At 67.3% G+C, this 24121-nt stretch carries 20 protein-coding genes and 1 riboswitch; of the genes, 5 read left to right on the top strand and 15 right to left on the bottom strand.

Annotation, left to right across the window (positions count from 1 at the left end):
- Positions 1-234: 234 nt before the first annotated feature.
- Entirely contained in the window at positions 235-1035 is an 801-nt protein-coding gene (locus ACP59X_RS23380; protein ID WP_428563197.1) for an electron transfer flavoprotein subunit beta/FixA family protein, read from the top strand.
- Positions 1036-1052: 17 nt separating this feature from the next.
- Positions 1053-2078, top strand: coding sequence for an electron transfer flavoprotein subunit alpha (locus ACP59X_RS23375; protein ID WP_428563195.1), 1026 nt, complete (start codon positions 1053-1055; stop codon positions 2076-2078).
- Between the two features lie 583 nt (positions 2079-2661).
- Here the strand turns inward: ACP59X_RS23375 and ACP59X_RS23370 are convergent.
- Positions 2662-5115: a glycogen/starch/alpha-glucan phosphorylase gene (locus ACP59X_RS23370; protein WP_428563193.1), complete on the bottom strand. Its 2454-nt coding sequence runs from the start codon at positions 5113-5115 to the stop codon at positions 2662-2664.
- A 207-nt stretch (positions 5116-5322) separates the two neighbouring features.
- Entirely contained in the window at positions 5323-5685 is a 363-nt protein-coding gene (locus ACP59X_RS23365) for an iron-sulfur cluster assembly scaffold protein (protein WP_428563191.1), read from the bottom strand.
- A 327-nt stretch (positions 5686-6012) separates the two neighbouring features.
- Here ACP59X_RS23365 and ACP59X_RS23360 point away from each other — a divergent pair, with 327 nt between their 5' ends.
- Together ACP59X_RS23360 and ACP59X_RS23355 are read left to right on the top strand one after the other, a co-directional pair.
- Positions 6013-7461 (top strand): sigma-54 interaction domain-containing protein, encoded by a 1449-nt coding sequence (locus ACP59X_RS23360; protein ID WP_428563189.1) that lies wholly within the window; start codon positions 6013-6015, stop codon positions 7459-7461.
- A 352-nt stretch (positions 7462-7813) separates the two neighbouring features.
- Positions 7814-8527, top strand: a complete 714-nt coding sequence (locus ACP59X_RS23355; protein WP_428563187.1) for a class I SAM-dependent methyltransferase — start codon at positions 7814-7816, stop codon at positions 8525-8527.
- Here ACP59X_RS23355 and ACP59X_RS23350 read toward each other — a convergent pair.
- The 13 genes from ACP59X_RS23350 to ACP59X_RS23290 all read right to left on the bottom strand — a co-directional run bounded on the left by ACP59X_RS23350 (position 8524) and on the right by ACP59X_RS23290 (position 23213).
- Positions 8524-10923: a methyltransferase domain-containing protein gene (locus tag ACP59X_RS23350; protein ID WP_428563185.1), complete on the bottom strand. Its 2400-nt coding sequence runs from the start codon at positions 10921-10923 to the stop codon at positions 8524-8526. The genes ACP59X_RS23355 and ACP59X_RS23350 overlap by 4 nt on opposite strands.
- Positions 10924-11128: 205 nt before the next feature.
- Positions 11129-12994: a carbamoyltransferase family protein gene (locus ACP59X_RS23345; protein WP_428563183.1), complete on the bottom strand. Its 1866-nt coding sequence runs from the start codon at positions 12992-12994 to the stop codon at positions 11129-11131.
- Between the two features lie 12 nt (positions 12995-13006).
- Positions 13007-13156, bottom strand: coding sequence for a DUF5989 family protein (locus ACP59X_RS23340; RefSeq protein WP_005995311.1), 150 nt, complete (start codon positions 13154-13156; stop codon positions 13007-13009).
- 179 nt (positions 13157-13335) lie between these two features.
- Positions 13336-13752 (bottom strand): SxtJ family membrane protein, encoded by a 417-nt coding sequence (locus tag ACP59X_RS23335; protein ID WP_428563180.1) that lies wholly within the window; start codon positions 13750-13752, stop codon positions 13336-13338.
- 97 nt (positions 13753-13849) lie between these two features.
- The gene (gene arfB, locus ACP59X_RS23330) at positions 13850-14299 is read right to left on the bottom strand and encodes an alternative ribosome rescue aminoacyl-tRNA hydrolase ArfB (protein ID WP_428563178.1); all 450 of its coding nucleotides are present in this window, start codon (positions 14297-14299) and stop codon (positions 13850-13852) included.
- Positions 14296-14994, bottom strand: coding sequence for an anaerobic ribonucleoside-triphosphate reductase activating protein (locus ACP59X_RS23325; protein WP_428563176.1), 699 nt, complete (start codon positions 14992-14994; stop codon positions 14296-14298). The genes arfB and ACP59X_RS23325 overlap by 4 nt, the downstream gene beginning before the upstream one ends.
- Before the next feature lie 181 nt (positions 14995-15175).
- Positions 15176-17368: a ribonucleoside triphosphate reductase gene (locus ACP59X_RS23320; protein ID WP_428563174.1), complete on the bottom strand. Its 2193-nt coding sequence runs from the start codon at positions 17366-17368 to the stop codon at positions 15176-15178.
- A 132-nt stretch (positions 17369-17500) separates the two neighbouring features.
- Positions 17501-17725, bottom strand: a riboswitch (cobalamin riboswitch).
- Between the two features lie 269 nt (positions 17726-17994).
- Entirely contained in the window at positions 17995-18273 is a 279-nt protein-coding gene (locus ACP59X_RS23315) for a hypothetical protein (RefSeq protein ID WP_428563172.1), read from the bottom strand.
- Positions 18263-18979, bottom strand: coding sequence for an ABC transporter ATP-binding protein (locus ACP59X_RS23310; RefSeq protein ID WP_428563170.1), 717 nt, complete (start codon positions 18977-18979; stop codon positions 18263-18265). The genes ACP59X_RS23315 and ACP59X_RS23310 overlap by 11 nt, the downstream gene beginning before the upstream one ends.
- 2 nt (positions 18980-18981) lie before the next feature.
- Positions 18982-20205, bottom strand: a complete 1224-nt coding sequence (livM, locus tag ACP59X_RS23305; protein WP_428563168.1) for a high-affinity branched-chain amino acid ABC transporter permease LivM — start codon at positions 20203-20205, stop codon at positions 18982-18984.
- Complete coding sequence (locus tag ACP59X_RS23300) at positions 20189-21106, bottom strand: branched-chain amino acid ABC transporter permease (protein ID WP_428563166.1); 918 nt, start codon at positions 21104-21106, stop codon at positions 20189-20191. The genes livM and ACP59X_RS23300 overlap by 17 nt, the downstream gene beginning before the upstream one ends.
- A 57-nt stretch (positions 21107-21163) precedes the next feature.
- Positions 21164-22288, bottom strand: coding sequence for a branched-chain amino acid ABC transporter substrate-binding protein (locus tag ACP59X_RS23295; RefSeq protein ID WP_428563164.1), 1125 nt, complete (start codon positions 22286-22288; stop codon positions 21164-21166).
- Positions 22289-22445: 157 nt separating this feature from the next.
- Complete coding sequence (locus ACP59X_RS23290) at positions 22446-23213, bottom strand: ABC transporter ATP-binding protein (protein WP_428563162.1); 768 nt, start codon at positions 23211-23213, stop codon at positions 22446-22448.
- 378 nt (positions 23214-23591) lie between these two features.
- Here ACP59X_RS23290 and ACP59X_RS23285 point away from each other — a divergent pair, with 378 nt between their 5' ends.
- The gene (locus ACP59X_RS23285) at positions 23592-24071 is read left to right on the top strand and encodes a C40 family peptidase (protein WP_428563160.1); all 480 of its coding nucleotides are present in this window, start codon (positions 23592-23594) and stop codon (positions 24069-24071) included.
- Positions 24072-24121: the final 50 nt, after the last annotated feature.

Raw genomic sequence — 24121 nt, 5'->3', positions numbered from 1 at the left:
ATTGGGGCGAAGCGACGTAAGGCGGCCCTGTTTTTTCCCTTGGCGGGGGTGAAGCCGGGAATGTAACTTTCCCGGTTTCACCCCCGAAACGGGATAGCGGCTACAACGAACCCCTTGGGAGTTTTTTGGGAGGGTAGGGGGTCCGGGGGAAGGGAACCTTTTTTTGCCTTTGCTGCGGGCCGCGTGGCCCGGGTTCCCTTCCCCCGGTTCCTCTTCCCTTCAAAAGGAGTGCCTATGTTTCATATCGTCGTATGCGGCGGCATTGTGCCCGATCCGCTGCAGACGCTGGAGCCGGTCAAGGGCCCGACCGGCTGGGGCCTGAAAAACGAGCTGATGCTGCCGTCCATCCTCGATCCCTGGGCGTCGCACGCCCTGTACGAGGCGGCCCATCTGGCCAAATCCGCCGCCGGCAGCAAGGTCTGGCTGGTGTCGCTCGGCCCCAAGGCCAAGTTGCAGCAGGTCATGATGACCGTGGCCCAGAAGGCGCCCTTCGAGCTGGTGGTGGCCGACGGCCCGGCCGGCGGCTTCGTGGATTCGGCCGAAGTGGCCACGGCGCTGCATAACGCCATCTCCGGCATCGCCGGCCTGGATACCGCCAAGTTGCTGGTTTTCGGAGGCTGGCAGTCGGCCTCGCGCGGCTCGGGCTCCACGCTGCAGATGCTGGGCGAGAAGCTCGGCATCAGCGACCAGTTCCAGGGCGTGGACAAGCTGACCGTGGGCGCCGACGGCACGCTTGAGATCATGGAGCGCATCGAGGGCGGGGCCTACCTGGTCTCGACCTGTGCCGGCGCGCCGGCCGTGCTTGGCTGGGCCACCGGGGAGCTGCCCGAACCGCCCAACAACCCGCAAGTTGGCATGGCCAACATGCGCCTGGTCATGCCGGCCCTGCAAAAGGCCAAGCCCGCCGCCCTGGACCTGGCCGCCATCGACTACCAGTCCGTGGCCGTGCCGGCGCAGAAGCGGGAGACCCGCCTGGTCAAGGACATGCCGGTGGACGAGATCGCCCGCGACATCATCGCCTGGATTCAAGGCTGAGGCGGAGGCAGCACAACATGGATACCGTATTCTTTCTCGCCCATACCGAGGCTGACGGCAGCCTCTCGAAAGCTTCCCTGGAGGCGCTGACCGCCGCCAAGGCCCTGGCCGCCGGCCTGGGCGCGCCCCTTGGCCTTGGCCTGTTCGGCGCGGACGTCACCGCCGCGGCCGCCGCCGTGGCCGGTTGCGGCGCCGCCGCCGTCTTCGGCGTGTCCGGCGAGGCCTTCGGCCTGCCCCGCTATGCCACCGACGCCGCCGCCATGGAGGCCTTGTGCCAGGCCGGCGGCGCGACCATCGTCATTGCCGCCGATGATTCCCGGGCCTCCCGGGCGCTGCCCGGCGTGGCCGCCCGGCTTGGCGGGCGCATCGACGCCCACGTGACCGGGCTTGCCGTCAAGGACGGCAAGCCCGTGGCCACGCGCGGCTTCTACCGCCAGCGCATGCAGGCCGAACTCACCCGGGCCGGCCGGCCCTGGTGCCTGACCGTTTCGGCCGGCTGCTTCGCCGCCTATGACGGCGTGCCGGGCGAAGCCAGTGTGACGGCCGTGGACGTGCCGGTCACCCCGGCGCTGACGCGCACCAGCGTCAAGGCCGTCATCGCCCCCTCGGCCGACGAGCAGACCATCCGCCCCGACGCCACGCTGCTGTTCGTGACCGGCGCGGGCTGGACGAAAAAGCAGGCCGACGGCGCGCCGCATGTGGCCGAGGCCGGCGAGCTGATCCTCGGGTTCCTCGGCAAGTCCAAGGCGTCGCTGGGCAGCAGCAAGTCGCTGGTCGACATGGGTGGCGAAGGCGAGGCCGTGCTGCCGTTCCTCACCCACCTGCACCAGGTCGGCCAGACCGGCGCCACGCCGCGTCACCCCAAGGGCCTGGCCACCTGCTGCCACGGCGAGGAGCCCCATGTCGTGGGCTGGCGGTTCATCGCCGAGCGCCGGGCCGTCAACCTCGACGCCTCCTGCGGCTGGGCGCAAGGCAAGGCCGACGTGCTCTACGTGGCCGATGCCTTCGCGGTCATGAAGAAGATCAATGAATTGCTCGGGTAGACGGGGATAGGGCAGGAAGACTGGGGCGCTGCCCCAGACCCCGGCAGGAGGGGCGTCGCCCCTCCTGCACCTCCCCCCTGGGGGGCGTGACGCCCCCCAGGCCCCCCCGTCGGCTTTGTGGCGCGGGGGAGGCGTCGGGCACCGCAAGGGCGGACGCGAGTGGCCCGAAGACGCGCGGCCGGGATTTCGCCTTTCGATGCCGTCGCTGCGCTCCTGGCTCGAAAGGCGAAATCCCGGCCGCGCCCAGCCGTCGGCCCTTCGGGCCGAGTTCTTGGATTTTTTGCTTTTGGAAGCCTTTTAACGGAAGTTGTCTTTCCGAAAATGCGGCGCTTCGCCGCTGGCGCCCGTGGTCGCGGAAATGGGGGCAACGTGCTGGCCGGCTTTGCGGCCTGCGGGTTGCCCCCATTTCCGCGACCACAACGACCGACGCCTCGCCGCTTGCCATTCCCGACCACCGTTCCACCCGCCCCGTCGAGGGGGTCCGGGGGGCATCATGCCCCCCGGCGGGGTTCGGGGCAGAGCCCCGATTCTCCGTTCCCTTCCGTTCCCTTCCCTTCTCTTTCCTTCCTCGCCTCCCCGCCGCCTATTCTCCCAAGGGCTCGATGTGCCAGATGTTGCGGGCGTATTCCAGCACGGCCCGGTCGCTGGAGAAGTAGCCCATGTTGGCCGTGTTGAGGATGGATTTGCGGCTCCAGGCCTCGGGGTCCAGGTAGAGGGCGTTCACCCGGTCCTGGGCTTCCAGGTAGGCCCGGTAGTCGGCGGTGACGCAGTAGTAGTCGCCGTGGTTGAGGAGGTTGTCCAGGACGGGCGCGAAGAGGTCGTGTTCGCCTGGGACGAAATAGCCGCGGCCGATCATGTCCAGGGCCTCGGCCAGTTCGGCGTCGTCGCGCAGGCGCCGGCGCGGGTCGACGCCGCTTTCCCGGGCGGCGTCCACTTCGCGGGCCGTGAGCCCGAAGATGAAGATGTTGTCCGCGCCCACTTCCTGCATGATCTCGATGTTGGCCCCGTCGAGGGTGCCGATGGTCAGGGCGCCGTTGACGGCGAACTTCATGTTGCCCGTGCCCGAGGCTTCCATGCCGGCGGTGGAGATCTGCTGGGACAGGTCGGCGGCCGGGATGACCTTTTCGGCCTGGGACACGCAGTAGTTGGGGAGAAAGAGCATGCGCAGCCGGCCCTTGACGGCCGGGTCGGCGTTGACCTTCTCGGCGACGGCCGTGATCAGCCGGATGATGCGCTTGGCCATGAAGTAGCCGGGTGCGGCCTTGCCGCCGATGAGCACGGTGCGCGGCGGCACGGCCAGGCCGGGGTCGCGGCGCAGGCGGTTGTAGAGGGTGACGGCGTGCAGGACGTTGAGGAATTGGCGCTTGTATTCGTGCATGCGCTTGAACTGCGCGTCGAAGAGGGTGTCCGGGTTGATGCCGAGCCCGGTCTTGCGCAGGACGTAGCGGGCCAGGCGCTTCTTGTTCTCGCGTTTGGCCGCCCGCCAGGACTCCCGGAAGGCGGCGTCCTCGGCCAGGGGGACGAGTTTTTTCAGTTCGTTGAGGTCCCGGGTCCAGCCCTCGCCGATGGCCTCGGTAACAAGCCGCGACAGGGCCGGGTTGGCCTGGAGCAGCCAGCGCCGGGGCGTCACGCCGTTGGTGACGTTGGTGAACTTGCCCGGGTAGAAGGCGTCGAAATCCTTGAACACGCTCTCGCGCAGGATGTCGGAATGGAGCCTGGCCACGCCGTTGACGGCATGGCTGCCGACGATGGCCAGGTTGGCCATGCGCACCCGGGAGCTGCCCCGGTCGATGATGGCCATGCGGGCGAGCTTGCCGCCGTCGCCGGGGTGGCGGGCCGCCACCTCGGCCAGGAAGCGCCGGTCGATCTCGGCGATGATCTGCAAGTGCCGGGGCAGCACCCGGCCGAGGAGGTCCATGGGCCAGGTTTCCAGGGCCTCGGGCAGGACGGTGTGGTTGGTGTAGGCGAAGGTCCGGCGGCAGATGTCCCAGGCCGCGTCCCAGCCGAGGAACTCCTCGTCCACGAGCACGCGCATCAGTTCGGCCACGGCGATGGTCGGGTGGGTGTCATTGAGCTGGATGGCCACCTGGTCGGCGAAGCCTTCGAAGGACGGGCCGGATTTCTTGTGGCGGCGCACGATGTCGCGCAGGGTGGCCGCCACCAGGAAATACTGCTGCTTGAGGCGCAGTTCCTTGCCGGCCACGGGTTCGTCGTTGGGGTAGAGGACCTTGGAGATGTTTTCGGACAGGATTTTCGCCTGCATGGCCCCGACGAAATCGCCCTGGTTGAAGTCGCGCAGCGAAAATTCCTGGGAGGACGTGGCGGCCCACAGCCGCATATTGGTGACATGGCCGCCGCCGTAGCCGGGGATGAGGATGTCGCAGGGCATGGCCATGACGGAGTCGGTGTCGACCCAGCGGTAGCGCAGGTTGCCCTTGTCGTCGCGGTAGGGTTCGCTTCTGCCGTGGAAGCGCACCTCGTAGAGGTGCTCGACCCGGTCGATGACCCAGGGGCTGCCGTGGCGGCGCCAGTTGTCGGCCTGCTCCTCCTGCCAGCCGCCGGCGATGGTCTGGTGGAAGAGGCCATAGTCGTAGAGGATGCCGTAGCCGTAGCCGGGAATGCCGAGCGTGGCGATGGAATCCATGTAGCAGGAGGCCAGCCGGCCGAGGCCCCCGTTGCCGAGGCCAGCGTCGCGTTCCTCCTCGGCCAGGTCGTCCAGGGCGTAGCCCAGGTCCGTGGCGACCTGGCGGCAGCCGGCCTCCATGTCCATGTTGGTGATGTAGTTCATGAGGAACCGGCCGGGCAGGAACTCCATGGACAGGTAGTAGAGCCGCTTGCTCATGGAGTCGTAATACGAGGTCTGGGTGGCCAGCCACATGCGGATGAGGCGGTCGCGGATGGCATAGGCCAGGCCGCTGAAATAGCGGAAGGGGTCGGGCGGGTAGAGGTCGTTGCCGAGGTTGGACAGGATGTGGCGGCGGATGTCCTCGCCCAGGGTGCCGAGGTCGTGGAAATCGGACGGGCTGGCCGGCGGCATGGCTGTTCTCCCGGTGAAGGTGGCGGAAAACGGCAGGGATGGCTTACGATCTACGGAAGGGCCGGGGGAATGTCAAAAGCGGCCGGACGGCCGGCGGGGGCGCGGGCGTAAAAAAGCCAGGGGACGGTAGCGGCGGCCGTCCCCTGGCTTGCCCCGGCCGTCCGCGTGGGTCGAACGGACGGCCGGGATACGGGCGGCGCGGTGTGCCTAGGCCGCGGCCCGGAGGCGGTAGTTGCGCAGGGCGATGCGCAGGGCGGCGACGCACCAGTTGTCGCAACCGAGCTTCTCGATGACGCGGGTCATGAGCGGCTGGAAATCTTCGCTGGACACGGTCTGGGCGTCGTAGGCGTTCATGCCGATGACGGTGGCAATCAGCGCGGCCATGCATTCGCGGCTGTAGCCGCAGCTTTCGACCGTACCGCCGGCATCGACGATGACATCGTTTTCGATACGCAGCTGCATCTTGACGGAGCGGCCGCAGGCGGAACATTCGCTCACACCTTCGACGGTATAGTTGTCCAGGGGCATCACAACGGGGCGGACCTTGGTGGTGTTCGGGGTGGCGTCCATGGTGCTCTCCTTTATGTCTCCAGTGGTTGTTTTTCCGGATGGCGCTTCGCGCTCTTGCCTTCCTATAGCAACGGCTGTGCCATTTTTCATATCACACTGATATAGCGGAAGAATTGTTGAATCATCAGATGAAACCGCTACGAAATCCATGCCATGTTGCAAATACGCAGCCGCTTTTTGGGGTGCCTCAGGCGGAAAATGAGGAAAAACAGCGGATTGGCATTTTTGCAACATGTTGCAAGGTTGCCTCATGTTGCGCTATTGCAGGGGCGCGACCGGGTATGCTTGGGAAATTTGTGACGAATGGGCGGCGAAAAAGGGGGCCTCATGAGAAAAAAAGTGCAAAACCACCGCGATCCCGTGGCCGGCCACCTCGACGCCATCCTCGACAGCATCGAGGACGGCGTGTTCATCGCCGACCGCGACGGCTACGCCCTCAAGGTCAACGCCGCCTACGAACAGCTCACCGGCATGACCAAGGCGGAGCTCATCGGCAAAAACGTCGAGGAGCTCAAAAAAGAGGGCCTGTTCAACATCGCCCCCATCACCCCCGAGATCGTGGCCACCGGCCGCCCGGCCTCCTCCATCCAGGTCACCCGCGACAACCGTTCCATGACCATCGACGGCAAGCCCGTGCGCGACCCCGACGGCACGGTGAGCCTGGTCGTGCTCTACGCCCGCGACATTACGCTCATGGCCCGCATGCGCGAGCGCATCTCGCGCCAGCAGGAGCTCATCGAGACCTACCAGCACCAGATGGATTTCTTCATCCGCGAGGGCGGCGGGGTCACGGGCTTTATCGCGGAAAATTCGGCCATGAAGCGGCTGATGGACCTGCTGCGCCGCGTCGCCGCAACCGACGCCGTGGCCTTGGTCCTGGGCGAAACCGGTGTCGGCAAGGAGCTTTTCGCCCGCATGATCCACGAGGCCAGCCCCAGGCGCGAGAAACCCTTCGTCAAGGTGGATTGCGCCTCGATCCCGGAGAACCTCATCGAGTCGGAGCTTTTCGGCTATGCCCCGGGCGCGTTTACCGGCGCCCATCCCAAGGGCCGGGTGGGCTTTTTCGAGATGGCCGGGGGCGGCACCATCTTTCTCGACGAGATCGGCGAGATGCCGCTGGCGCTCCAATCGAAGCTCTTGCGCGTGCTCCAGGACCGCGAACTCACGCCCGTGGGGTCGAGCAAGGCCCGCAAGACCGACGTGCGGGTCATCGCCGCCACCAACCGCAACCTGGAAAACGAGGCGAAGCTCGGCACGTTTCGCAGCGACCTCTTTTTCCGCCTGCGCGTGGCCGTGCTGGAGATCCCGCCGCTGCGCGACCGGCCCGACGACATCCTGCCCCTGGCCCGGCTGTTCCTGCAGCGTTTCGGCTCGCGCTACCGCAAGCGGGTGGCCTTTTCCCTGGAGGCCGAGCGGATTTTCGCCCACTACAACTGGCCGGGCAATGTCCGGGAACTCGAAAACCTCATCGAAGGCCTGGTGATCACCTGCGACGGCGAGATCGCGGCCGACGACCTGCCCACGGCCATGCGGGTCAAGGAGTGCCCCCTGCCGGCGGCCGGGCCGCAGGAGCCGGCCGCGCCCGGCGCCGCCCCGGCCGGGCCGGGCCTGCCCGCGGATTACGAGCGGCCCTACAAGGAAGTCCTGTCGGCCTTCGAGCGCGACTACCTGGAGCGGGCCATCGCCCATTTCGGCTCGGTGGGCGAGGCGGCCAGGCGGCTGGGCCTCGACCGCACCACCATCTTCCGCAAGATGAAGCGGGCGGCCGGCGAGTAGCGGCGCCTCGCCGGGCGATTCCAGTTCGGCTTGAAGCGGAGGGGATTGCCGGTAGCGCCCGTGGCCGCAACGTCGTTCTGTGGCCCGTGGACCGGGTCCCCACGGCCCGCCACGCCGCGTATTCGAGGGCTCCCCGCCCTACGGAATTCTGACGCCAGGCAAGCCGCCGCGTGGAACCGGTTGGTGCCACGTTGACGGACTGGCCAAAGGCCGGGCCGCCCCGTGTACGAACCCGGAGTCGTGATACTCAGGAATCGTTGACGTTTTATACTCCGCTGCGGGAGGCGTCGGCGTGTTTGTCGTTGGCATGGTGTATGCAAATTATTTGCAAATTGCCAGCAGGAGCGCCGCCATGCCGCAGGTCGAGGCAGGTAACACCGCACATCTCGTCAAACATGCGATAACACTACTGATGCACGGTACGGTTTCAGACTGGAACAAGCACTTTAGCGTTCGGGATTTCAATGCGACAATCCCGGAAAAGTCCAAGGATGCGATGTTCATGGACTTTGAATACCGGGAGCGGTGGAAGTTCTACCACTGTGTCAATCAGCGGTTTATCGGGAACAAGCCTATCGATTACCTGGAATTTGGTGTGGCCGGTGGCGACAGTCTCCGTTCGTGGTTGCGCCTCAACACCCATGCCACGTCCAGGTTCTACGGTTTTGATTCCTTCCGGGGACTGCCGGAAGATTGGCTTACGGACAGCCCCAAGGGGGCCTTCGACCAGCAGGGGCGGCTGCCCCAATTCGAGGATGACCGGGTCAGCATCATAGACGGGTTGTTCCAGGAAACCGTGGACGCTTTTTCCCGTGCCTTCACACCGCGCAACAGGCTGGTCATCCACATGGACGCCGACCTGTATTCCTCGACCCTGTACTGCCTCATGCACCTGGACCGGCATATCCGGCCCGGCACCATCATTTTCTTCGACGAGTTCACGGCCCGGGATTGCACCGATGAATATGCGGCCCTGCGGGATTATTGCACCGCGTGTTACAGGGATTACACGGTGATCGCCTCCCGTCCGGATTTCGTCAAGCTGGCCCTGGAAATCGTCCGTTAAGGCGCAGGCTTTTCCGCGGTCGGCGGCGCCAGGTTCAGGGGCGTCAGTTCCCCAGGCTTCGGCTGCTTGTCCAAAAGCGCCGTTAAAGCCGCATCGGGCTTGGCCGGCGCGCCGCAGCAGCAGCCCTCCCCGACCTGGAAGCCCGGGTTGGCGATGGCGCCGGCCTCGTCCAGGACAAAAAGCGCCTCCCCGGCCAGGTCCTCTTCCCATAGTTCGATTTCCCGCACTTCCCCGGCCCGCAGCAACGCGCCCGAGGCCGTGACCACGGCCGGGTGCGGGCCGCGGTAGAAGACCTTGCGGCGCTGGGGCGTGGGCCTGGGCCGGCGGGCCTCCACGGTCACGGAGTAAAACGGGTGGTCACGCACGACTCTGTAGGGGAACCGCCGCAGGATGTGCACGCCGACAAAGCCGGCCTCCTCGAGGATGGCCACCAGGTCGCTTTGGGTCAGCGTCCCGGAGATGCATTCGCCGCGCAGGGTGGGGTCGTTGCAGATGGAGGCCGAGGCCGGTGTCTCGGTGGCCACGTCGGAAAAGACCAGCCGCCCGCCGGGTTTGAGGATCCGGAGGATCTCGGCGTAGAGCTGGCGCTTGCGCGTGGAGAGGTTGAGCACGCAGTTGGAGGTCACGCAATCGGCCGTGGCCGTGGCTAGGGGCATGGCTTCCAGGTAGCCCTGGAAAAAGGCGGTGTTGGCATAGCCCAGGGACCGGGCCGTGGCGGCGGCGGCGGCGCTGGCCCGGGCCAGCATGGCCGGCAGCATGTCCAGGCCGATCACCCGGCCGGCCGGCCCCACCTGCCTGGCCGCGATCAGGCATTCCACCCCGGCCCCGCAGCCCAGGTCCACCAGGGTCTCGCCGGGGCGCGGGGCCGCGTCGGCGATGGGCGAGCCGCAGCCGTAGCCGCGCACGCGAAAATGCGGCGGAATGTGCTCCACCATCTCCGGCGGGTAGTGGACCGGGTTGACGATGTCGCCTTTTTCCACGGCCGCCGCCTCGGTGTAGAAGGCCTTGATCTGGCCGAGGCTGCCTTCGCCGGCCAGGGACAGCAGGCAGTTGGTGTGGGCCAGGGCGACTTCGCCGTGGGCGTGGCAGCTCACGTGGGTCTCGCCCATCTTGAGCCGCAGGGCCGGCCGGCCGTTGTGGGCGGGTGCGGCCACGGCCCGGGCCTCGCGGGCGATGAGGCGCGCGGCCAGCCGTTCCAGCAGCGGCTGGTAGGGGTCGTCGCCGGTGAAGGTGCCGGCCTGGCGGTAGGAATGGTCGGGGTCGCCGCCGCCAAGGAGGTATTTCCAGGGCGAGGGGTTTTCCCGGCAACTGGCCGCCCGCAGCCGGCCGAGGACCGGGCTGTCGCGCCAGGCCGCGGCCAGGCCGCCGCCGGCGGGGATCGGCGTGGCCAGCTCCTCCACGCCGATGAGCGCCGGGCTGGGGTAGAGCCGGTCGTCGGGGCCCAGGGCCACGGATTCGTAGCCGGCGGTGGTGCCGTCGTGGCGCGTGCCCACGGGCGCGAAGACCTGGGCCCGCAGGGCCTCGATGTTGTCCACGGCCAGGCCAAGCCCCTCGGCCCAGTCCCAGGCCGCGACCACGGCCGCGTAGAGCGCCTCCAGGTCGGGGCGGTCGTCGTCCCGGCCGCGGCCCACGGCGAAATGCCACATGAGGTGCAGCCCGGCCGCGCCGGCCGCGGCCGCCGCCGCCACCACGCCCGGCAGGTCGGCCAGGTTGTCGCGGGTCGGGCAGAAGGACACGGTCAGGGGGAAGCCGAGACGCCGGGCCGCCTGCAAGTCGGCCATGAGGCGCACGAAGGCCCCCTCGCCCCGAAGCGCGTCGTGGCGCGCCGCCAGGCCGTCGCAGCTGACCTGGAAATGCAGCCGCTCCCGGGGCCAGCGGCCCAGCCGGTCGGCCATGGCGCCAAAGCCCGTGCCGTTGGTCAAAACCACGACATGGGCGGCGGGATCGGCCAGGGCCTCCTCGATAATGGCCGTGAACCCGGGGTGCAGGAAGGGTTCGCCGCCGGTGAGGGCAAAGACCCGGCAACCGAGCGCGCGGGCCTCGCCCAGGCGGGCCAAGGCCAGGTCGGTCGGCAGCTCGCGGCCGGCGGCCGGCCCGGAACAGAACAGGCAGTGGCGGCAGGCCAGGTTGCAGCGGTCGGTCACGTGCAGCCACAATTCCTTGAGCCGGCCGGCCGGCAGGGCGGCCTGGCGGCCGTCGTAGGGCAGGGGCGGGGTATCGGGCAGGCGGCCGAGGAACAGCCGGGCCGCGCAGTCCGGCTGCTGGCCGGCGCGGGCGGCCTGGATGACGGCGTCGCCGGCGGCATTGGGCACGAACCAGTCCGGCGCGTCGGGGCGCAGGTAGATGGCCGTGTCGTCGGAGGCAATCCTGGTCCAGGCAGTGGCGGAAAACGGCATGGGGCATCCTTGGGCAGGCGGTCATGTGGCGCCGCGACAACTGCGGCGCGTCAGGCCGGTGGCCGGCCCGACTTTGCCTCAATAGCCCAGGCCGCGACGTGTGACAAGGCGAGGCGGCGTTTTGCCGGTAGCGGCCACGTGCGCGAAAAAAAACGGCGCCCTTGCGGACGCCGTTTGCGCAAAGACAGGGGAAGGCGATGGCGGCCTAGTCCAGCTCGTACTCGTTGCGCCAGTCGCCGGCATCGGCGTAGGCGGGCTGGGCCGTCTTGTCGAACAGGCAGTCGCCGATGACGAGGTAGTCCATTTCCGTGCGCATGAAGCAGCGGTAGGCGTCGGCCGGGTCGCAGACAATGGGCTCGCCGCGCACGTTGAAGCTCGTGTTGACGATGACCGGGCAGCCGTGGCGGGCGTAGAACGTCTCGATGAGCCGGTGGTAGCGCGGGTTGGTCGCCTTGTGCACGGTCTGGATGCGGGCCGAGAAGTCCACGTGGGTGATGGCCGGAAGCTCGGAGCGCGACACGTAGAGCCGTTCGAACATGGGCATTTGCCAGTAGCCCTCGGGCAGTCCGTGGCGCAGCTTTTCCACCACCGGCGCCACGAGCAGCATGTAGGGCGAGGCCCGGTCGAGCTCGAAGCACTCGGAGGCCGCCTCGGCCAGCACCGACGGGGCAAAGGGCCGAAAGCCCTCGCGGTACTTGATCTTGAGGTTGAGCTTTTTTTGCATCTCCGGGTTGCGCGGATCGCCGAGGATGCTGCGCCCGCCGAGAGCCCGGGGGCCGTACTCCATGCGGCCCTGGAACCAGCCCACCACCTTGCCGCCGGCGATGAGGTCGGCCACGTCGGTGCACAGGGCGTCGAAGTCGTCGTAGACCGCGCAGGGCGCGTCGTTTCGCGAGGCCACGCGCAAGGCGTCGCGGCGCGTGAATTCCGGGCCGAGGTAGGCGCCGGCCATGCGGTCGGCCGCGCCTTCGGGCAAGGGCGCGCGCTCGTGGCCGCCCCGGACGTGCCAGGCGGCCAGGGCCGCGCCGAGTGCCCCGCCGGCGTCGCCGGCCGCCGGCTGGATCCAGATGTCGTCGAACACCCCGGCGCGCAGCAGCTTGCCGTTGGCCACGCAGTTGAGCGCCACGCCGCCGGCCATGACCAGGTATTTTTCGCCCGAAAGCTCCCTGGCCGTGCGGGCCAACCGCATGACCACCTCTTCGGTCACCTGCTGGATGGCCAGGGCCATGTCCATGTGCTCCTGGGCGAGCCCGGATTCGGCGGCCCGTTTGGGCAGGCCGAAAAGCGCCTCCCACTTGGCGTCGCGGCACATGGTCAGGCCTGTTGCGTAGTCGAAGTAGGCCATATTCAGCAGCATGGAGCCGTCGGGGCGCAGGTCGATGAGCTGGTCGAGGATCTTGGCCTTGTACTCCTCCACGCGCGCCGAACCGTCGATGCCGTAGGGGGCCAGGCCCATGAGCTTGTATTCGCCGGAATTGACCTTGAAGCCGCAGTAGTAGGTGAAGGCGGAATAGAGCAGGCCCAGGGAATGGGGGAAGTCGAGCTCGCGCAGAAAGGTGATGTCCTTGCCGCGCCCGACGCCGATGGTGGTGGTGGACCACTCGCCCACGCCGTCGATGGTCAGGATGGCGGCGGAGGCAAACGGCGAGGGGTAGAAGGCCGAGGCGGCGTGGGACAGGTGGTGCTCGGGGAAAAGGATGCGCGGCTTGCCCTGGCCGAGCTTGGCCAGTTCCTCGCGCAGCATCTTTTTCATGAAGAGCTTTTCCTTGATCCACACCGGCATGGCCGACAGGAAACTGACCAGGCCGCGCGGGGCGAAGCCGTGGTAGGTCTCCATGAGCCGCTCGAACTTGAGGTAGGGCTTGTCGTAAAAGGCGATGGCCGCCAGCTCGGACAGGCCGATGCCGGCTTCCTCCAGGACGTAGCGGGCGGCCTGCTCGGGGAAGGAGGCATCGTGCTTTTTACGGGTGAAGCGTTCCTCGTGGGCGGCGGCCACGACCACGCCGTCACGCAGCAGTGCCGCGGCGCTGTCGTGGTAGTAGGCGGAAAGGCCCAGGATGTATTCGGCCATGGCGCGCCCGCTTTAAAACAGCGTGTAGATGAACGGGGCCACGGCCGTGCCGCTGGTCAGCACCACGAGCACGCCGAAAAGCAGCAGCACCAGGATGATGGGCAGCAGCCAGAATTTTTTCCTGACCCGCAGAAAGCCCCAGAGTTCGCGTAAAAATTCCATGGTTCCTCCGTAACGGATATCGGCCGGCCGCAAGGCGGCGCATCGGCGATGGTTGGGCGGCGTCATGGCCGCCGGGCGGGCTCGGGCGTCCGGGCCTTGGGAAGGCGTGGCGCGCCTGGCGCGCTCAAGAGGCGCCGCGCAGGCTGTTCCGTGCCCTGCGAAGCGGCCGCGGGCCTGCCCTAGAAGGGCTGTTCGATGTCGGGCGCCACGAATTGGTGATCGCGCACCCGGAAGGCCGAGCCCTCGCCTTTCTTGAACTGGCGCACACGCATGGGGTCCTTGCCGAGCATGGCCCGCAACAGGCCCATGGGCGTGAGCACCAGGTAGAAAATGAGTGTGAGGATGACCTTGGACATGACCGTGCCCAGCACGTGGGACAGGCCGAACCACAGCTTGGCCGCCGGCTTGTAGAGGGCCGGGCAGATCATGTCCAGCAGCAGCAGGCCCGTGGCGATGGTCACGTAGCGGATCTCCCGGGTCACGAAAAAGACGATGAGGCTTACAAGGACCAGGGCCATGCCCGTGTCCTTGGCCTGTTCCCGCGTGGCGGACAGCCAGAACGATTTCTTCTGGCGCTTTTGTTCCAGTGAGGACATGCGATGTGTGCTCCGGATGGGGCGTCGGCGTTGCCGCCGCGAAGGCTCAAGGGACAGGCTTCCCTAGCCCGTGGCGGCGGCGGGCGTCAAGGCCGGGCTATTCGTCGGTGTCGGGCCTGGCGGCGCGCTGGCGCTTGACGGCGCCGTGGCGGCTTTTCGTTTCCAGGCGGCGCAGCTTCGAGGCCAGGCTGGCCCGGGTCTTGCGCCGGGGGGGCCTCGGGCTCAGGGCCTCGCGCACAAGGGCCACGAAGCGTTCCACGGCCAGTTCCTTGTTGGCCGACTGGCTGCGCGTGGTCTGGGAAACGAGGCGCAGGACGCCGTCCTTGGCGATGCGGCCGGCAAGCGTAGCGCCCAGCCGCGCCTTTTGGGCCTCGGTCAGGCTCGGCGAGCCGGCCAGGTCAAAAAGCAGCGTCACCCGGGTGCTGACCTTGTTGACGTGCTGCCCGCCCGGGCCGCTCGACGGCGAGGCCGTGAAACGCAACTCGTCCACGGGGATGACCACGCCGGGCAGGATGACCAGCAGGGAGGCGTCCACGGGGGCCGTCATGACCGGGTGGTGATGGTCAGGCGCGGGGCGGCGGCCTGGAGCCGGGTGACGAGGTCGGGCGGAAAAACCGTCTGGCCGGCGGCGGCCAGGGCCTCGTCGGCGCAGCCGTCCGGGCGGAAGGCCTGGATGACCCAGCGGTCGGCCCCGGCGGCGGCCAGTTCGCCGGCCAGGGCCACGAGTTCCGCCTCGTCGAGCAGCCCCGGGTGCCAGGTGGTACGGGCCTCGAAGGGAACGGCGCCTTTGAGCAGCAGGGCCAGGCTGGCAAAGGCCGCCCGGCCGCCGCCGTCGCGGCCGGTGATGCGGTCGTAGGCGGCGCGCGGGGCTTTCACGTCGAGCCCCACCCAGTCGCAAAGCGGCAGGACATCGGCCAGGGCCTCCGGGAACATGCCCGTGGTATGGAGCCCCGTCTTGAAGCCGAGCTCCCGCACGGCGGCAAGCGTCGCGGCCAGGCCCTCCTGGAGGGTGGGTTCGCCGCCGGAAAAGACCACGGCGTCGAGAAGCCCCCGCCGGCTCTCCAGCCAGGACAGCACCGAGGCGGCGTCGCGCTCGCCCTCGCCGCCGATTTTGCGCAGCGGTTCGTTGTGGCAGTAGGGGCAGCCCCAGGGGCAGCCCTGGCAGTAGATGACCGCCGCCAGGGCGTCGGGGAAATCCAGGGTCGAAAGGGGCGTCACGCCGCCGATGGTCAGTCCGTCCATCCGGGCTCCCTTACCGTTCCCGCTGGCCGGGGGCAAGGGGCGGCCGGCCGGGTGGCGCCGGCCGCCCCGATAGGCCTCGTGTGGCGTTCTGAAAAAAACAGGGAACTGTTTTTTTCAGAAAGAATAATTATTCAAATTATTATTCTCGAAATTCGTATGCACGAATTTCGAGAACGCGACACTAGGACGCGGTTGTCGGCTCCGCAAAGCAGACCCGCTCCTCGTACTCGCCCTGTTTGCCGGTGTTGAATGCCGACTTGGGCCGGTAATAGCCCATGACCCGGGTCCAGATCTCGCAGGCTTGCGTGCGGCCTTCGGCGGCGCAGCGGGGGCAGGTCTCCTGCTCGCCGGGAAGATACCCGTGGACGTCGCAGATGGAGAAGGTGGGCGTCACGGTCACGTAGGGCAGGGCGAAGCGCGACAGCGACCGGCGCACGAGGTTCTTGCAGGCCTGGGCGCTGGAAAGCCGCTCGCCCATGTAGAGGTGGAGCACCGTGCCGCCGGTGTATTTGCGCTGGAGCTCCTCCTGGCGCGAAAGGGCCTCGAAGGGGTCGTCGGTGAACCCGACGGGCAGCTGGGAGGAATTGGTGTAATAGGGCTTGTCGTCGGTGCCGGCTTGCAGGATGCCGGGGAAGCGTTTGCGGTCCTCGCGGGCGAAGCGGTAGGTGGTGCCCTCGGCCGGGGTGGCTTCCAGGTTGTAGAGGTGGCCGGTGCGCTCCTGGAACTCGGTCATGCGGGCGCGCACGTGGTCGAGGAGCTTGACTGCCAGGGCGTGGCCGGCCGGCGTCGCGATATTGTCCGCGTCGCCCGTGAAGTTGCGCACCATTTCATTGATGCCGTTGACGCCGATGGTGGAGAAGTGGTTGCGCAGCGTCCCCAGGTAGCGCTTGGTGTAGGGGAACAGCCCGGCGTCCATGCGGCGGCCGATCTCCTTGCGCTTGATCTCCAGGCTCGTGCGGGCGGTCTCCAGCAGCCCGTCCAGGCGCGCCACCAGGCCTGCCCAGTCGCCGCGATGCAGATGGCCCAGGCGGGCGCAGTTGATGGTGACCACGCCCACGGACCCGGTCTGTTCGGCGCTGCCGAAGAGGCCGTTGCCGCGTTTGAGCAGTTCGCGCAAATCGAGCTGCAACCGGCAGCACATGGAGCGCACCATGCCGGGCTCCAGGTCGGAATTGAGGAAGTTCTGGAAGTAGGGGAGCCCGTACTTGGCCGTCATCTCGAACAGGATGTCGACATTGGGCGAGTCCCAGGGGAAATCCTTGGTGATGTTGTAGGTCGGGATGGGGAAGGTAAAAACGCGCCCTTTGGCGTCGCCGGCGGTCATGACCTCGATGTAGGCCCGGTTGATGGTATCCATCTCGGCTTGCAGGTCGCCGTAGGTAAAGGGCATCTCCTCGCCGCCGATGACCGGGTGCTGGCCGCGCAGGTCCTCGGGGCAGGTCCAGTCGAAGGTCAGGTTGGTAAACGGCGTCTGGGTGCCCCAGCGCGAGGGGACATTCAAGTTGTAGATCAGCTCCTGGATGGACTGGCGCACCTGGGCATAGGAAAGCTTGTCCTTGCGGAGAAACGGGGCCATGTAGGTGTCGAAGCTGGAAAAGGCCTGGGCGCCGGCCCATTCGTTTTGCAGCGTGCCCAGGAAGTTGACGATCTGGCCCACGGCGCTGGAAAGGTGCCTGGGCGGGTCGGCCTCCACCTTGTCGGGGACGCCGTTTAAGCCCTCCTGCAAGAGCATTTTGAGCGACCAGCCGGCGCAGTAGCCGGCCAGCATGTCCAAATCGTGGATGTGGAGGTCGCCTTCTCGGTGGGCGGCGCCGACTTCCGGCGGGTAGACGTGGTTGAGCCAATAGTTGGCCACCACCTTGCCCGAAACGTTGAGGATGAGCCCGCCGAGCGAATAGCCCTGGTTGGCGTTGGCGGCCACGCGCCAGTCCTGGCGGTCGAGGTATTCGTTGACCGAAGCGGCCACGTCCACCACGGTTTTCCTGTCCTGGCGCAGGCGGGCGCGCTGCTCGCGGTAGACGGAGTAGGCGCGCATGGTGCGGAAGTGGTTGGCGGAAATCAGCGCCTGTTCGACCACGTCCTGGATGCGCTCGATGTCGGGGACCCCGCCGGAGAAGCGGTGGGACAGGACCTTGACCACCTGCGCCGTGAGCAGGCCCGCCTCGTCGTCGCCGAAGTCGCCGGTGGCCGCGCCGGCGCGGCGGATGGCCGAGCGGATCTTGTCGGCGTCGAAGGGCACGACCTGGCCGTCGCGCTTGCGGATGCGGGCCGGGACGGCGGCCACGGCCGGCGGGCGGGCTTCGGGTTTTTCGGGGACATTTTCGGAACGGACGACATCGACGGCAAGGTTGCCGTGCTCGGTCGGCGAAAGCATGGGTGGTCTCCCTGGTCTGGGCTGGCGCGGTGGCGCCGGTTCGTGAAAGCGGTTCGGACAGGCGGCGCGGGGGCCAAGGCCCTCGCGCCTGCCGGGTCGCCCTCCCGCGAGGCTCCCTCGACGCCGCCGGCCGTTGGCCGACGGGCGTTGGCAGGTCTTCGGACTCGCGAACGGGCCGGCGGATGGCCGGGGTGCCTAGTGCCCGCCGCTTCCCGGAGGGGTGCTCCAGTGCTTGGTGGCGGGGGTCGTTTTCGCTTACCGCTGCGGGGCAGTTCCGGAATTGCGCCGGATTCCCTCTTTCGGCCCGTACCGCTCCCTCCCCCGGGGCGGACGGACACCAACGCAGCCCCACTGTATGGGAAAAGCGTTGGGCCGTGTCAACGCCGTCCGTCCCTTCCCCCTTGGCAAGGTTTTTCTGTCTCGGGAGGGGGATGGACCCTTTTCGAACAGCCTGACGACAGCGGGCGATTAAGGAAGGCGGCGAAAAAACTAGAGAACTATTTTTCTCTTATTTGTCCGCTAAATTGGCCAATCCGCCGGATCGCGCCCACCCGGCTCCCCCATTGGGGAGGTCCAGGAGGGGCACTGCCCCTCCTGGCCGCCGGAGGCATCTTCCCTTCTTCCGCCTACTTGTAATCCTTATCCGCGGCCTTGACCGTCTGCACGAGCCGCATGAAGTCCACGCCGGCCTGGTGCATGTGGGTGTAGTGCTCGGCGTAGTCGATGTCGATGCCGGACATGGACTGGGCGACGCGGATGTCGTCGAGGAAGCGGGTGACGGCGGCGGGGTCGGGGCTGTCGCCGAACTGGCGGGCAATGGCGTCAAGGACGAGGGCGCGGACGGCCTCGGCCTTATCCGGGCGCAGCCTGGCCAGGATGGCGGCGAGGGCGGGGTTATTGTCCAAGGTAGGCCTTCTTGATGTCCACGTTTTCGCGCAGGTTTTCGGCCGTGTCCTCCATGACCACGGTGCCGGTTTCCAGCACGTAGGCCCGGTCGGCCAGTTTCAGCGCGATGTTGGCGTTTTGCTCGACGAGCAGGATGGTCATGCCCCGCTCCTCGTTGACGTTGCGTATGATGCGGAAGATGTGCTGGGAGATCATGGGCGAAAGCCCCAGCGACGGTTCGTCGAGGAGCAGCATTTTCGGGCGGCTCATCAGCGCCCGGGCGATGGCCAGCATCTGCTGCTCGCCGCCGGACAGGGTGCCGCCGTGCTGCTTGCGCCGCTCGAACAGCACCGGAAACAGGCGAAAGACCAGGCCCAGGTCGGCCTCGATGCCGTCGGCGTCGCGGCGGAAAAAGGCGCCCATGTCCAGGTTCTCCCGCACGGTCAGGCGCGGGAAGATGCGCCGGCCCTCGGGCACCTGGCACAGGCCCATCTCGGGCAGCCTGTCGGCGCGCAGGTCGCGGATGGATTTGCCCTGGTAGCGCACGTCGCCGGCGCTGGCCCGCACGATGCCGCAGATGGTCATGAGCGTGGTGGACTTGCCGGCGCCGTTGGCCCCGATGATGGTGACGATCTCGCCCTCGTTGACGGTCAGCGTCACGTCGCGCAGGGCCTGGATGCGGCCGTAGTGGGCGCATACGCCCGTAAGTTCCAGGATGGCGGCCACGGCTACTCCGAATCGTCCGAACGTTTGCCCATCCGCGCCGCCGGCCAGAGTCCGGCCGGGCGCACCAGCATCATCACGGCCATGGCCCCGCCGAAGGCCAGCATGCGGTAGAGCTCGAAGCCCCGGAAGACCTCCGGCAGGGCGACCAGGGCCAGGGCGCCGAGGATGACGCCGGGAATGGAGCCCATGCCGCCCAGGACCACCATGGCCAGCACCATGGCCGACTCGATGAAGGTGAAGCTCTCGGGGCTGACAAAGCGCATGCGCGCGGCGAAAAAGGCCCCGGCCAGGCCGCCGAAGACCGCGCCCAGGGCGTAGGCCAGAAGCTTGAAGCGGAAGGTGTCCACGCCCATGAGCTCGGCCGCGGTCTCGTCCTCGCGGATGGCCTCGAAGGCCCGGCCGATGCGCGAGAAATTGATGCGGTAGACGGCGATGACCGTGAAGACCGCCAGGGCCAGAATGATGTAGTAGAGGTATTCGAGCTTGCGCAGCAGCAGGTACTCGAAGGAAAAGGAGCCGTCGGCAAAGGTCGGGATGTAGATGCCCGGGGCCTTGATGCCGAGGATGCCGTTGGGGCCGCCGGTCAGGGCCATCCAGTTGTTGAGCACGATGCGCACGATCTCGCCGAACCCGAGCGTCACGATGGCCAGGTAGTCGCCGCGCATGCGCAGGGTCGGGTAGCCGATGATGCAGCCGGCCGTGGCGGCGAAGACGGCGCAGATGGGCAGGCAGACCCAGAACGGCAGGGCGTAGTGCACCGAGAGCAGGGCGTAGGTGTAGGCGCCGACGCCGTAGAAGGCGATGTAGCCGAGGTCGAGCAGGCCGCACAGCCCGACCACCACGTTGAGCCCGAGTCCCAGGCAGATGTAGACCAGGACATTTATGGCCACGTCCTGGGCGTAGCGGTTGGTGATGAGCGGGTAGGCCAGGGCGAAGGCGGCCAGGGGGACGTAGAGCATCCAGCGCGGGGCGCGCGACAGGGTGCCGGTCACGCCGTCGCGGGCCCGGGCCAGGGGCGTGAGCACGGGGTCGAGGGCGCCGCGCTTGCCCAGGCGGAAAAGGACGAAGCAGACGGTCGCGGCCACGGCCACGCGCAGCCAGACCAGGAAGGAATCGGCGAAATGGAGCCTGCCGTCGCGGATGCCCAGAAGCGGCCACAGCAGCAAATAGAACCAGGCCAGGCCCAGCCCGAAATACAGCCAGGATTTCCTAGACCCGCGTGTCATCGACGTTTTCTCCCATGATGCCGGTGGGCATGAAATAGAGCACGAGGATGAGGATGACGAAGGCGAAGACGTCCTTGTACTCGCCGCCGTGGGGGATGTAGGCGGCGGCCAGGATCTCCACCATGCCGATGACGAAACCGCCGATCATGGCGCCGGTGATGTTGCCGATGCCGCCGAGCACGGCCGCGGCAAAGGCCTTGATGCCGGGGACGAAGCCCATGTCGTAGCGCACGGAGCCGTAGTAGAGCCCGACCATGATGCCGGCGGCGGCGGCCAGGGCCGCGCCGATGGCGAAGGTGGTGCTGATGACCTTGTCGGAGTGGATGCCGACCAGGGCGGACATGACCTTGTCCTGGGCCGTGGCCCGCATGGCCTTGCCGATGCGGGTCTTGTAGACCAGGGCGTTGAGCAGGAAAAGCAGCAGGGCGGTCACGGCGATGATGCCGATCTGCATGTAGCTTACGCGCACGCCCAGGGTCTCGAAGCCGCCGTGGGTGAATTCCGTGGGGTAGGCCTTGTCGTAGACACCCTGGGTCAGCATGAGGCCGTTTTGCAGGAAGATGGACATGCCGAGCGCCGAAAGGAGCACGGACAGGCGCGAGGACTGGCGCAGGGGCTTGTAGGCCACCTTCTCCACGGCCATGGCCAGCATGGCGCAGTAGCCCATGGCCAGGATCAGGGCGAAGGTCAGCCCGAACCAGGGATGGGCCTCCATGAGGCCCTGGGAGGCCATGTAGCTTAAAAGGATCACGCCCATGTAGCCGCCGGCGGCGAAGATCTCGCCGTGGGCGAAGTTAATGAGCGAAATGATGCCGTAGACCATGGTGTAGCCGAGCGCCACCAGGGCGTAGACGCCACCAAGGGTCAGGCCGTTGACCAGCTGTTGGATGAGGTATTCCATGCCGCCCGCGCTTTTCCGGGGGGAAGGCGCGCGGCCTTCCCCCCGGGTTCCATGCCGTTAGTACTTTTTGCCCGTCTGCGGGTCCCAGAAGTTGGCGAACTTGCCGTCCTTGACTACACGGATGATGTAGTTGGAGCCGGATTCGCCGTTCTTGGCGAACTTGATCTTCTTGGAGGCGCCGTCCATGTCCATCTTGAGCAGCTCTTCCTTGATCTTTTTCGGGTCGGTGGACTTGGCGGCCTTGATGGCGGAGAGCAGCGAGTAGGCGGCGTCGTAGGCGTAGGCCGAATAGGCGCCGGGCTTGCCGAACTTCTCGTAGGCGGCCATGAACTTCTTGTAGGCCGGGGTGGTTTCGTCGATGTAGCCGAAGGTCAGGTAGGCGCCCTCGGCGGCGTCCTTGGCGATTTCCATCAGCTGGGGATGGTAGACGGCGTCCTGGCCGATGATGGCGGCCTTGATGCCGGCGCGCTTGGCCTGGATGAGCATGAGCGCCCCGGAGGCGGAGTTTTGCAGGCTCATGTAGAAGACGTCGGGGTTGGCTTCCTTGATCTTGGTCAGGACAGCCGAGAAGTCCTTGTCGCCCTGGTTGACGTGGTCGTGCTCGATGACCTTGATGCCTTCGGCCTTGGCCAGCTTCTCGACGTTGTCGGCCAGGCCCTGGGAATAGGTGGTCTTGTCGTCGACGATGAAGATGGTCTTGCCCTTGAGGACGTCCTTGATGAACTTCATGGCGGCGATGGACTGGTCGTCGTCACGGCCGCAGACGCGGAACATGTAGGCCAGGCCGCGCTCGGTGACCTTCTCCGAGGTGGAGGCCGGGGTCAGCATGGGGATGTCGGCCTCGGCCAGGGCCTCGGAGGCCGGGATGGTGGCCGAGGAGCAGTAGGCGCCGATGACGCCGACGACCTTCTCGTTGACCAGCTTGTTGGCGGCGGCCACGGCCTGGCGCGGGTCGCAGGCGCTGTCCTCGGCGAACAGCTCGATCTTGTCGAAGCCGGGGATGCCGCCTTCCTTCTCGATGGCGGCGATGGCCGCCCGGGTGCCGTTGGCGATGTCGTTGCCGTCGGCGGCGTAGGAGCCGGTCAGCGGGCTCAGGCTGCCGATTTTGAGCGTCGCCGCCGTGGCCGTCCCGGCCAAGAGGCAAAGGGCCAGGGCCAAAAGGATGATGCTTCTCGTCTTCATGTTCCGCAAACCTCCTTATTTGGTCTCGCCCCCCTCGCCGCCACCAGGCGGCCGTGCGGGCGTATTCGCGGCAACGGATCGGGCCTGCGCCCTCGTTGCGGGACGGGGAAGGCCCCCGGAAAAACGCCGCGCCGGCAAGCCCGGCCGCAACCGCGCCCTAGGCCTCGATTTCCGAGCCGAGGTAGGCCTCGATGACCTGCGGATTGGCCCGGACCTCGTCCGGCGAGCCCTGGCAGATGCAGACCCCGTGGTCGAGCACCACCACCCGGTGGCTGACGTTCATGACCACGCTCATGTCGTGTTCGACCAGAAGCACGTTTATGCCCGTGGCGGCGATGCGGGCGATGGTTTCCATGAGTTCGCGGCTTTCGGACGGGTTGAGCCCGGCGGCCGGTTCGTCGAGGAGGATGGTTTTCGGGTCCGAGCCCAGGGCCCGGGCGATCTCCAGGCGGCGTTGCAGGCCGTAGGGCAGGTTCTTGGCCACGGTGTCGGCCTGTCCGGCCAGCCCGGCGAAACGCAGGGCTTCCATGGCCCGTTCGCGCACGGCCCGTTCCTCGCGGCGCTGGCCGGGCAAGCGCAGCACCGAGCCCAGAACGCCGGCCCGGGTGCGGCAATGCCGCGCCACCATGACGTTTTCCAGCGCCGTCATGGCCGTGAACAGCCGGATGTTCTGGAAGGTCCGGGCGATGCCCCTGGCCAGGATGTGGTGGGGGCGCAACCCCGAGATGGGGGCGCCGTCGTAGGTCACCTGGCCGCCGGAAATCTTGTAGACGCCGGTGATGACGTTGAAGACCGTGGTCTTGCCCGCGCCGTTGGGCCCAATGAGGCTTAAGATCTCGCCCGGGCGCAGATCGAAGGACACTTCCGTGAGGGCTTGCAGGCCCCCGAAGTGGACGCTGACATCGGAGAGACACAGGTGCGCCATGAACCAGGGTTCATACAAAAAAACAGAGAAAAAACAAAGGGGAAATTGCCGGCGGCATGGGCGTCGCCGGGGCCTAGGCCGGCGGTGGGAAGGCCGGGGACGGGGCGTGGAACTTGGTGAATTTGTTACCATTCGGGAACGGGTGCCGCGGCCTGGCGTCCGAGGCAGCCGCCGGCCGGGGTGGGCGAAATGTTCGACGGGTATTCCCGAAAATGAAAAAACAGTCTTCGTTTTGGCCCGCGCTTGACCGAATCGGGGCGGGCCGCCAGGGCGGCGGCCCGCCTTTCGGCCGGGGGTCGGGGACAGCCCGCGTTTGTTGCCGGCCGCGGCTGTCCGGCGGGCATGCCGGTTGCAGGGACCGCACGGGAGGTGTGGCCCATGCGGGCGATCATACGCTGCATTCTCTTGGCCGGACTCGGCCTGGCCCTTGGCGGCTGCGCCCTGACCGGCGGCTGGCGGGAACCCGACCTGCCGCCTCCGGGCAAGGGCACGGTGGTGGAGACGGCCCGGGCGCTGATCGGCGTGCCCTACCACACGGCCGGCGAGTCGCCGCGCACGGGCTTCGACTGCTCGGGCTTCGTGCAGTGGGTCTACGCCCGCCACGGCATACGCCTGCCCCGGCGCACCGACGACCAGGTGCGGTCGGGCCGGCCCGTGGCCAAGGCCGACCTGCGCCCCGGCGACCTGGTCTTTTTCATGCCCTCGCCCAAATCCGGCGACCTGCACGTGGGCATTTTCGACGGCCGGGGCGGCTTCATCCACAGCCCGTCCCCCGGCGGCCGGGTGCGGGAGGAGAGCCTTTTCGCCCCCTACTGGCGGGCCTCCTACTACGGGGCCAACCGGGTCCTGTCGCCCTGAGCCTTCCGGCAGGTCGCTTTTGACAGCGGCGCCCTTTTTTTTAACAATGC

The sequence above is a fragment of the Solidesulfovibrio sp. DCME genome, assembly GCF_049995385.1.
Taxonomy (GTDB): Bacteria; Desulfobacterota; Desulfovibrionia; order Desulfovibrionales; family Desulfovibrionaceae; genus Solidesulfovibrio.
Note: the sequence above shows the minus strand (reverse complement) of the source record. Positions and strands in the feature narration are given on the sequence as shown.

Excerpts from the sequence above, each read along its gene's own strand:
- ACP59X_RS23325 (WP_428563176.1), bottom strand. The coding sequence starts at position 14,994 with ATGGACGGACTGACCATCGGCGGCGTGACGCCCCTTTCGACCCTGGAT.
- ACP59X_RS23300 (WP_428563166.1), bottom strand. The coding sequence starts at position 21,106 with ATGGAATACCTCATCCAACAGCTGGTCAACGGCCTGACCCTTGGTGGC.
- ACP59X_RS23320 (WP_428563174.1), bottom strand. The coding sequence starts at position 17,368 with ATGCTTTCGCCGACCGAGCACGGCAACCTTGCCGTCGATGTCGTCCGT.
- ACP59X_RS23335 (WP_428563180.1), bottom strand. The coding sequence starts at position 13,752 with ATGTCCTCACTGGAACAAAAGCGCCAGAAGAAATCGTTCTGGCTGTCC.
- ACP59X_RS23290 (WP_428563162.1), bottom strand. The coding sequence starts at position 23,213 with ATGGCGCACCTGTGTCTCTCCGATGTCAGCGTCCACTTCGGGGGCCTG.
- ACP59X_RS23375 (WP_428563195.1), top strand. The coding sequence starts at position 1,053 with ATGGATACCGTATTCTTTCTCGCCCATACCGAGGCTGACGGCAGCCTC.
- ACP59X_RS23360 (WP_428563189.1), top strand. The coding sequence starts at position 6,013 with ATGAGAAAAAAAGTGCAAAACCACCGCGATCCCGTGGCCGGCCACCTC.
- ACP59X_RS23370 (WP_428563193.1), bottom strand. The coding sequence starts at position 5,115 with ATGCCGCCGGCCAGCCCGTCCGATTTCCACGACCTCGGCACCCTGGGC.
- ACP59X_RS23355 (WP_428563187.1), top strand. The coding sequence starts at position 7,814 with ATGCCGCAGGTCGAGGCAGGTAACACCGCACATCTCGTCAAACATGCG.
- ACP59X_RS23285 (WP_428563160.1), top strand. The coding sequence starts at position 23,592 with ATGCGGGCGATCATACGCTGCATTCTCTTGGCCGGACTCGGCCTGGCC.
- livM (WP_428563168.1), bottom strand. The coding sequence starts at position 20,205 with ATGACACGCGGGTCTAGGAAATCCTGGCTGTATTTCGGGCTGGGCCTG.
- ACP59X_RS23365 (WP_428563191.1), bottom strand. The coding sequence starts at position 5,685 with ATGGACGCCACCCCGAACACCACCAAGGTCCGCCCCGTTGTGATGCCC.
- ACP59X_RS23345 (WP_428563183.1), bottom strand. The coding sequence starts at position 12,994 with ATGGCCGAATACATCCTGGGCCTTTCCGCCTACTACCACGACAGCGCC.
- ACP59X_RS23350 (WP_428563185.1), bottom strand. The coding sequence starts at position 10,923 with ATGCCGTTTTCCGCCACTGCCTGGACCAGGATTGCCTCCGACGACACG.
- ACP59X_RS23380 (WP_428563197.1), top strand. The coding sequence starts at position 235 with ATGTTTCATATCGTCGTATGCGGCGGCATTGTGCCCGATCCGCTGCAG.
- arfB (WP_428563178.1), bottom strand. The coding sequence starts at position 14,299 with ATGACGGCCCCCGTGGACGCCTCCCTGCTGGTCATCCTGCCCGGCGTG.
- ACP59X_RS23340 (WP_005995311.1), bottom strand. The coding sequence starts at position 13,156 with ATGGAATTTTTACGCGAACTCTGGGGCTTTCTGCGGGTCAGGAAAAAA.
- ACP59X_RS23295 (WP_428563164.1), bottom strand. The coding sequence starts at position 22,288 with ATGAAGACGAGAAGCATCATCCTTTTGGCCCTGGCCCTTTGCCTCTTG.